Annotated in this window: 1 pseudogene; it reads right to left on the reverse strand. The window is 58.9% G+C overall.

What is annotated here, in order from left to right:
• Positions 1 to 326 (reverse strand): annotated as a pseudogene (locus tag P0G09_RS16665) (heme ABC transporter ATP-binding protein); the annotation flags it as partial.

Consider the following 326-nt stretch of genomic DNA (forward strand, 5'->3'; position numbering starts at 1 on the left):
CGTTGTGCATGGTAACGTTCTGCACGCCCAGCACCACCTCGCCGGGGGCGGCGGGCTTTTTGTCCACCTGCAGCTGAACATCGCGGCCGACCATCATGCGGGAAAGCTCTTCCGTGGTGGTGTCCTTGATGTCCACAGTGCCCATATACTTGCCCTTGCGCAGAACCGTGCAGCGGTCTGCCACTGCCATGATCTCGTTGAGCTTGTGGGGTGATGAAGAGGATGGACTTGCCCTCCTTCTTGAACCCGCGCATGATCTCCATCAGCTCGTCGATCTCCTGCGGGGTCAGAACAGCGGTGGGCTCATCAAAGATCAGGATCTCGTT

Origin of the sequence: Faecalibacterium sp. DFI.5.82 (assembly GCF_029076575.1) — a bacterium.
GTDB lineage: Bacteria > Bacillota > Clostridia > Oscillospirales > Ruminococcaceae > Faecalibacterium > Faecalibacterium duncaniae.